Here is an 8,484-nt window from a genome sequence, read left to right on the forward strand (position 1 = left end):
TTTGAGTATTAAGGTGTATTGATGGCGGGTAGGTTGATCTATCTCATTGGCCCTTCAGGGGCCGGCAAGGACAGCTTATTGAATGCTGCACGCGAACAATTGGCCGCTATGGGTTGTCGTGTTGCACGCAGGGTCATCACGCGATCTGCCGAGGCCCAGGGTGAAGATGCGATTTCGCTGTCGCCAACCGCCTTTGATGAGCAAAAATGGGTCGGCGCATTTGCCATGAGCTGGCAGGCCAATGGTCTGTCGTACGGCATTCCAAGGCAGATAAACGAATGGCTTGCTGCCGGTGACAACGTGTTGGTCAATGGCTCGCGGGCGTATTTGGCCGAGGCGCGCGCGCGTTACCCCGACATGCTGGCCATCTTGCTCAAGGTGGATGATGCCGTGTTGCGCGAGCGTCTATTGCAGCGAGGACGCGAGAGTGAAGTCGAGATCGAGCAGCGATTGGCGCGCAATGCGCAGTTCACCAGCCAGGCGACAGCAGGCGATGAGCAACTGCTGGTTCTGGACAACTCCAGTAACTTCGAGCAAACCGTTGCCAACCTGATCAGGCTTGTCGGGCCCAGGCGGGCCTGCGCCTAGTACTCAATCCAGAGGCAGCTCGGTGGTGCGCTTGACCTCGCTCATGGCGATGTGTGAGTGCGCCTCCTGGACATGCGGGCGTTGAAGCAAGTGGTCGCGCAAGAAGCGTTCATAGCTGGCAATGTCCTTGGCTACTACTTTCAGTAGATAGTCTGAACCGCCGGCCATGGTGTGGCATTCCAAGACTTGCGGGTAACCAACGATCGCTTTCTCGAATTCCTCCAGATTGTTGCGTCCGTGCGCCGACAACTTGATATCGACAAACACCGTGGTGGTGAAGCCCAGCTGCTTGTGATTGAGCAGGGCGACCTTGCGCTCGATCAAGCCGTCTTCCTGCATGCGGTGAATCCGCCGCCAGCAAGGCGATTGCGACAATTCAACCTTATCTGCTATCTCGGCAGCGGACAGGTCGGCGTTGTGTTGCAGCAGGCGCAAAATCTTTCGATCAATAGGGCTTAATTTTTCTTGCATGAATAATCCAGTCTGATTGTTTTTGTTGGATAGATCATGCTCAGTATTGACGTTTTCCTGCCGATTTAGAAATAAAAAATCAGTACCGACCAGTCATATTCTTAGGCAGATGTCAGTGCGGTGATCCCGTGCTGGTTAATGCGGTGGCAATAACCGATGCCACCGAGGTCGCCAAAATAATAAAAGGAGCGCCCGCATGTCTCTGGCCGAAATCCGCCTGGATGACAAGTATCGCCTTGCAACAGGACACCTTTACCTGACCGGCACCCAGGCGTTGACTCGTCTGCCCATGCTGCAAAAGCAGCGCGACGTACGCCAAGGTCTGAACACCGCCTGCTTTATCTCCGGTTACCGGGGCTCGCCACTGGGCAATCTTGATAAAAGCCTGTGGGAAGCCAAGCAGTTTCTCAAAGACAATCACATCCATTTCCAGCCCGGGGTCAACGAAGAGTTGGCGGCTACGGCTGTGTGGGGCAGTCAGCAAACCAACCTGTTTCCCGGTGCGCGCTACGATGGTGTATTTGCCATGTGGTATGGCAAGGGGCCGGGGGTCGATCGCTGTGGCGACGTGTTCAAGCACGGTAACTCCGCTGGCGTGTCCAAGCATGGGGGCGTGTTGCTGCTGGCCGGGGACGATCATGGCTGCAAGTCATCGAGTATTGCCAACCAGAGTGAACATGCCTTTATTGCGGCCTCAATTCCGGTACTGAACCCTTCCAATGTCCAGGAAATTCTTGATTACGGGATTATCGGCTGGGAGCTTTCGCGCTACAGCGGTTGCTGGGTTGCGCTGAAAACCATTGCTGAAAACGTTGATTCGTCGGCAGTGGTTGACGTCGATCCGCTGCGTATAGAGGTTGAGTATCCAAGCGATTTCGAGTTGCCGGAAGACGGCGTGCATATCCGCTGGCCAGACCCGCCGCTGGTGCAGGAAAAACGCCTGAACATCTACAAGATCTACGCCGCTCGGGCGTTTGCCCTGGCCAATAACCTGAACCAGGTGAAGCTCGACTCGCCCAATCCGCGCCTTGGCATCATCACGACGGGCAAGTCATATCTGGATGTACGCCAAGCCCTTGAAGATCTGGGGCTGGACGAGGATTTGTGTGCCCAGGTTGGGTTGCGGGTATTCAAGGTAGGCATGAGTTGGCCGCTTGAGCCGGTTTCGGTGCATCAGTTTGCCGAAGGCCTTGATGAAATCCTGGTGGTCGAAGAAAAGCGCGGCATCATTGAAGACCAACTGACCGGCCAGTTGTACAACTGGCCAGTAGGCAAGCGCCCGCGAGTGGTCGGTGAGTTCGACGAGAGCGGCAAGTCGCTGTTACCGAACCTCAGTGAACTGACTCCGGCAATGATCGCGCGGGCGATCGCCAAGCGCCTTGAACCCATCTACAGCAGCGAGCAAATTCAGGCTCGTCTGGCATTTCTGGCGGCCAAGGAAGCCTCGCTGGCGGCGCCGAAGCACACGACGGTGCGTACGCCGCATTTTTGTTCGGGGTGCCCACATAACACCTCGACCAAATTGCCGGAAGGCAGTCGCGCCCAAGGTGGGATTGGCTGTCATTACATGACCCAGTGGATGGACCGTAATACCGACACCTTCACCCAGATGGGCGGTGAAGGGGCGACCTGGATCGGCCAGGCGCCATTTACCGATACACCGCACATTTTCCAGAACCTGGGTGATGGCACCTATTTTCACTCAGGTCAGCTGGCACTGCGCGCCGCTGTGGCTGCCGGGGTCAATATTACCTACAAAATTCTCTATAACGATGCTGTAGCCATGACTGGTGGACAGCCGATTGATGGTGAGCTGCGTGTTGATCAGCTCAGTCAGCAAGTCTTTGCCGAAGGCGTCAAGCGCATTGCCCTGGTCAGCGATGAGCCGGATAAATACCCAAGCCGTGACGGCTTCGCGCCGATAGTCAGCTTTCACCATCGTCTTGACCTGGATGCAGTTCAGCGTGAGCTGCGCGAATTCAAGGGCGTTTCGGTGATCATCTATGACCAAACCTGTGCCACTGAAAAACGCCGTCGGCGTAAGCGTGGCAAATTGGTTGATCCGCAAAAGCGCGCATTTATCAACCCAGCAGTGTGCGAGGGCTGTGGTGATTGCAGTGTCAAATCCAACTGCCTGGCGGTGCTGCCACTGGAAACCGAGCTGGGGCGCAAGCGTGAGATCGATCAGAACGCCTGCAACAAGGATTTCAGCTGTGTCGAAGGCTTTTGCCCGAGCTTTGTCACTGTGCATGGCGGCAGTTTGCGCAAGCCCGAAGCTGTGGGGGTAAACGCGCTGTTTATTGCGCTGCCAGAACCACGTCAGCCGAGTTTGCAGCGGCCATGGAACATCCTGTTGCCCGGCGTTGGCGGCAGTGGCGTAACAACCGTTGGCGCGTTGCTGGGCATGGCTGCGCATATTGAGGGCAAGGGTTGCAGTGTGCTTGATCAGGCAGGCCTGGCGCAGAAGTTTGGTCCTGTGGTGACCCATATTCGTATCGCGGCCAAGCAGGATGACATCTTCGCCGTGCGCATCGCTGCCGGTGAAGCCGATTTGCTGCTGGGTTGCGATCTGGTCGTTTCAGCCAGCGAAGACGCCCTGGCCAAGCTAAATGATCAAATCGCCCACGCCGTGATCAACAGCCACGAGACGGCAACGGCCGAATTTACCCGTAACCCGGATGCCCAGGTTCCTGGTGCGCAGATGCGCGAGGCCTTGGTTGAGGCGGTCGGTGCGGCCAAGACACATTTTGTTGATGCAACCCGCCTGGCGACCCGTTTGCTGGGCGACAGCATTGCAACCAATCTATTCATGCTTGGCTACGCCTATCAAAAGGGCTTGGTGCCGGTGTCGGGCGAGGCAATCAACAAGGCCATTGCACTCAATGGGGTGGCGGTTGAGCTTAACCAGCAGGCTTTTTTGTGGGGACGCCGTGCGGCACATGACATTGCCGCTGTTGAGAAACTGGCCAAGCCGGTGATCAGCCAGGCGCCTCGTTGTGAAACCCTGCAGGAGATCGTCGAGTTTCGTGTTGCCTATCTGACGCGCTATCAGAATGCCGCTTATGCCCAGCGTTATCGCCAGTTGGTCGAGCAGGTCGAGAAAATTGACAGCGATGGGCAGAAAAGTCTCAGCAAAGCGGTTGCCCGCTACTACTTCAAGCTCATGGCCTATAAGGATGAGTACGAAGTGGCGCGCCTTTACAGCGATGGTGAGTTCATAAAGCAACTACAGGCGCAGTTTGAGGGTGACTACAGGTTGCAGTTTTATCTGGCGCCATCCTGGTTGAGCGATCGTTCATCCACCAGTGGCGAGCCTCGCAAGCGCCAGTTTGGGCCATGGATGCTCAAGGCCTTTGCAGTGCTGGCTAAATTCAAGTTCCTGCGCGGCACCTGGCTGGACCCCTTTGCCTACAGCGTTGAGCGCAAGATTGAGCATCAACTGCTGGAGCAATACCAGCAGCATGTGGCTTTTATCATCGCCAACCTGAATGCGGGTAACTACAAGGTGGCGCTGATGTTGGCCGAGGTTCCTGAGCAGATTCGCGGCTACGGCCATGTCAAGGCGCGGGCCGTCGCCGAGGCGCAAGCCCTCGCCAGCGAGCTGCAGGCGCGCATGCTGGTCAGCGAAATCGCCGCAGTCAAACTCTACGAGCCCGCCGCCTAGGGCTGGCTTGCTCTTTATGCCGAGGGGCGGCAGTCATGTCCGCGCCCTCGCGATCATTTTTGGCATTCCTTGAATGGGATGCTGTTGAGGGATTGTTCATGTCGGTATTTTCACACGTTGAGTTCGACCATCATCAACAGATAGTGTTCGGTCATGATAAAGCCAGCGGTTTGCAGGCGATTATCGCGATTCATAACCGCAACCTGGGGCCTGCATTGGGCGGCTGTCGAATGTGGCCTTATGTCGATGATCAGGCGGCCTTGCGCGATGTGCTCAGGTTGTCGCGTGGCATGACCTATAAATCGGCTCTGGCGAATTTACCGCTTGGTGGCGGCAAGGCTGTGATTATTGGTGATCCGCATACTGGCAAAAGCACTGCGCTGTTCCAGGCGATGGGCGACTTCGTCGAGAGCCTGGGAGGTCGCTATATAACCGCGGCAGATTCCGGCACCGGGGTTGCTGAAATGCAGATCATGGCCGAGCGGACCCGTCATGTCGCCGGTGCTGGCGTGCGTGAAACCCTTGACGGCGGCCAGCGCAGCGGTGATCCATCACCGGCTACGGCGTATGGTGTTTTTGTCGGCATACAGGTTGCAGTCAAGCATCGCTTGGGGCGTGATGATCTAAAGGGGTTGCGCGTGGCCATTCAGGGAGTTGGCCAGGTTGGCTTTAACCTGGCCAGGCACCTGCGTGATGCCGGGGCACAGGTTTGGGCATGCGATATCGTCGAGGCCAATGTGCGTCGGGCGGTCGAGCAGCTAGGGGTCAAGGCGGTGACCCAGGCTGATATCTATGGTTTGGATGTCGATGTGTTTGCGCCTTGCGCCATGGGCGGCATTATCAATCTACAGACCTTGGATCTTCTGCGCGCACCGATAATTGCAGGTGCTGCCAATAACCAGTTGGCCGATGCCCAGTTGGCGGAAGAGTTGACCAGCAAGGGTGTTTTATATGCCCCTGATTACGCGATCAACGCCGGTGGCATTATTGATATCTACTTTGAGCGCAGCGGTGGCAGCGCCCTTGAACTGAAGGCGCATATCGAAGGTATTGGTGCGACGCTCGAGCAAATATTCAGTCGTGCCGAACATCAAGGCAAAACTACCACGGCGATTGCCGATCAGCTGGCTGAAGAACGTTTTGGCAGGCGTTAACGAGGTCGTGCGGGCGTTTTGTGGTGCTCGATGGCGCTGCCTGTGCGTTGCTTGCGCATGACAAATCCATCCTGGCTGGGTAAGATGCCGGCCGATGAGTAACCCTTCAGGGTTGCCGACCTGCTCTGTCTCCTTAGTTTAATGGATAGAACAAGCCCCTCCTAAGGGCTAGATACTGGTTCGACTCCAGTAGGGGACGCCAAATAAAAAGGCTTACGCAATGCGTAAGCCTTTTTTCGTTTCGCGCTTGGCGATTCAGCCAGCCTTGCGCGCCTGGCCGATGCAGGCTGCCGCAGTGAACAGGGCATCGGTTGAAGAGTTGAGTGCGGTCTCGGCAGAGTCCTGAACAATACCGATGATAAAACCAACCGCAACCACCTGCATGGCCACGTCATTCGGAATGCCGAACAGGCTGCACGCCAGCGGAATCAGCAGCAGTGAGCCACCGGCAACACCGGAAGCGCCACAGGCACTGATCGAAGCCAGAAGGCTCAGCAGGATTGCCGTTGGCAGGTCAACGGCAATATTCAAGGTATGGACAGCAGCCAGGGTCAACACCGTGATGGTGATGGCGGCGCCAGCCATGTTGATGGTTGCCCCCAGCGGGATGGACACCGAGTAGGTCTCTTCATGCAGGCCAAGGCGCTGGCACAGCTGCAGGTTGACCGGGATGTTGGCTGCCGAGCTGCGGGTGAAGAACGCAGTGATACCGCTTTCACGCAGGCAGGTAAATACCAGAGGGTATGGGTTGCGGCGAATCTTCCAGAACACGATGACCGGGTTGACCACCAGGGCAACGAAAAGCATGCAGCCGACCAGTACGGTCAATAGATGCAGGTAGTCGAGCAGGGCGCTCATCCCGGACTGTGCAAGCGTTGCGGCAACAAGTCCGAAAATGCCCAGCGGCGCGAGGCGGATAACCATTTTGACAATCGCGGTTACTGCATTCGACAGGTCACTGAGCACCTGCTTGCTGCCAGGTGCTGCGTGGCGGAAGGCAAAGCCCAGGCCAATTGCCCAGGCCAGGATGCCAATAAAGTTGCCTTTGAGCAGTGCGTTGACCGGATTATCGACAATGTTCATCAGCAGCGTAGTCAGTACTTCGCTGATACCGCCCGGTGGCGAGAGTTCTGCACTGTTGCTCACCAGCGTAAGGCTTGATGGAAAAGCGAAGCTGGCTATTACAGCGATGATCGCCGCAGTAAAGGTGCCTAAAAGGTAAAGAAGCAGAATTGGTCGAATGTGGGTCTGCTGTCCTTGCTGGTGGTTGGCGATGGATGCCGCGACCAAGATAAACACCAGTACGGGAGCGACGGCTTTCAGTGCCGATACAAATACATCGCCAAGCAGTGCGACTTTCAGGGCCAGGTTTGGTAGGAAGAAGGCCAGGGCAATGCCGGCAATCAGGCCAATGATAATTTGGCTAACCAGGCTGGTGCGGTTAAGCAGGCGGAGCAAAGGGTTGTGTTGGACATCAGTCATAGCATGCGTCTCGTATTGTCTGCGAGTGAGCTGCGTGTGCCAAACCTCTTGCGGATAGCTTGAAACGGGCCTTTTAGAGGCTTTTGTGATGTTTCAGTAGGTTTGGTACTGCAGCGTCCAGCGATTTGCCAGGCACTGCTTGGGTCAAACAAGCAGTCTAGGCTCAAAAAATCAGCGGCGGACTCTAGCACAACGACACGCAAAGGGCGTCTGCCTGATCGGTTTCAGCAGATGAAGGGTCAGGTTTGCGCAGATCTTTATGGTCGTTGACTTCGCCCCGGGGTAGGCTGGGCCATCACTGGGCTAAGAGTTGTTGCAATGAATGATGAAATGCTTGAGGGGGAAGGCCATGAGTCGGCGGGCCAGCAACTGACCGCCAATGAGTTGCGTGTGCTGGGTTGCCTGATTGAAAAGCAGGCAACCACGCCAGAGGTGTATCCATTGACCCAGAATGCATTGGTGCTGGCCTGTAACCAGAAAACCAGTCGCGAGCCCTTGATGAGCCTTTCGCAAGCAGAAGTTGGTCAGGCGCTGCGCAGCCTGGAGGCGAAGCAACTGGTGCGTCTGGTAATGGGCAGTCGAGCTGATCGTTGGGAGCAGCGTGCAGATAAAACCCTTGAGCTGGTTTCGCCGCAGCTTGCCCTGGTTGGGTTGCTCATGCTCAGGGGGGCGCAAACCATCAATGAGTTGCTGACACGCAGCCTGCGTTTACATGCTTTTGATGATGCTGAGCAGGTGCAGTACAACCTTGAGCGGCTTATCGGGCGTCAACTCGCCTGTCTGGTGCCCAGGCAAACGGGGCAGCGCGAGGATCGCTACATGCATATGCTTGGTGATGCCGAGTTATTGCAGGCGGCTTTGGAAGCGAGCGCTGCAGCTCAGGAAAGTAAAGGGGCGGCAAGGGAGCATAATGAAGAGCGCTTGCTGGCGCTTGAACTGAAAATTGCAGAGCTTGAGCAGCGTCTGGAGCGTTTGGAAAGCTAGCCTGGATTAAAAGCTACAGCCATAAAATACAAAGGCGCCTTTCCAGGCGCCTTTTGTTTTTGGGGTGTTGCAGCAGTATTAGCTTATGCGACCGATTGCAGTGTAGTCGGAACCATCTTCGGCAACGCGGTTGACGTTGGT

At 56.2% G+C, this 8,484-nt stretch carries 6 protein-coding genes and 1 tRNA gene; 5 read left to right on the forward strand and 2 right to left on the reverse strand.

All coding sequences use genetic code 11. The annotated features are described in order from the left end of the window. The first annotated feature begins 21 nt into the window (after positions 1-21). Positions 22-588: a phosphonate metabolism protein/1,5-bisphosphokinase (PRPP-forming) PhnN gene (gene phnN, locus PSES9_RS0121370; protein ID WP_010490407.1), complete on the forward strand. Its 567-nt coding sequence runs from the start codon at positions 22-24 to the stop codon at positions 586-588. A 3-nt stretch (positions 589-591) separates the two neighbouring features. Here phnN and PSES9_RS0121375 read toward each other — a convergent pair whose 3' ends face one another. Next, complete coding sequence (locus PSES9_RS0121375) at positions 592-1,059, reverse strand: Lrp/AsnC family transcriptional regulator (protein WP_010490409.1); 468 nt, start codon at positions 1,057-1,059, stop codon at positions 592-594. 196 nt (positions 1,060-1,255) lie between these two features. On the opposite strand from PSES9_RS0121375, the gene PSES9_RS0121380 reads away from it, so the two are divergent. The 3 genes from PSES9_RS0121380 (at position 1,256) to PSES9_RS0121390 (ending at position 6,079) form a co-directional block, all read left to right on the forward strand. Further along, a complete protein-coding gene (locus tag PSES9_RS0121380) occupies positions 1,256-4,723 on the forward strand; it encodes an indolepyruvate ferredoxin oxidoreductase family protein (protein ID WP_010490411.1) in 3,468 nt (1,155 codons plus the stop codon). A 98-nt stretch (positions 4,724-4,821) separates the two neighbouring features. Beyond that, positions 4,822-5,877, forward strand: coding sequence for a Glu/Leu/Phe/Val dehydrogenase dimerization domain-containing protein (locus PSES9_RS0121385; RefSeq protein ID WP_029529694.1), 1,056 nt, complete (start codon positions 4,822-4,824; stop codon positions 5,875-5,877). A 127-nt stretch (positions 5,878-6,004) separates the two neighbouring features. Continuing rightward, positions 6,005-6,079 (forward strand) — tRNA-Arg (locus tag PSES9_RS0121390). 53 nt (positions 6,080-6,132) lie between these two features. On the opposite strand, the gene sstT is transcribed toward PSES9_RS0121390, so the two are convergent. Further along, positions 6,133-7,359: a serine/threonine transporter SstT gene (sstT, locus tag PSES9_RS0121395; RefSeq protein ID WP_029529695.1), complete on the reverse strand. Its 1,227-nt coding sequence runs from the start codon at positions 7,357-7,359 to the stop codon at positions 6,133-6,135. A 330-nt stretch (positions 7,360-7,689) separates the two neighbouring features. On the opposite strand from sstT, the gene PSES9_RS0121400 reads away from it, so the two are divergent. Further along, positions 7,690-8,343, forward strand: a complete 654-nt coding sequence (locus tag PSES9_RS0121400) for a YceH family protein (protein WP_051121015.1) — start codon at positions 7,690-7,692, stop codon at positions 8,341-8,343. Positions 8,344-8,484 lie beyond the last annotated feature (141 nt).

Source organism: Pseudomonas sp. S9, assembly GCF_000222125.1.
GTDB lineage: Bacteria > Pseudomonadota > Gammaproteobacteria > Pseudomonadales > Pseudomonadaceae > Aquipseudomonas > Aquipseudomonas segetis.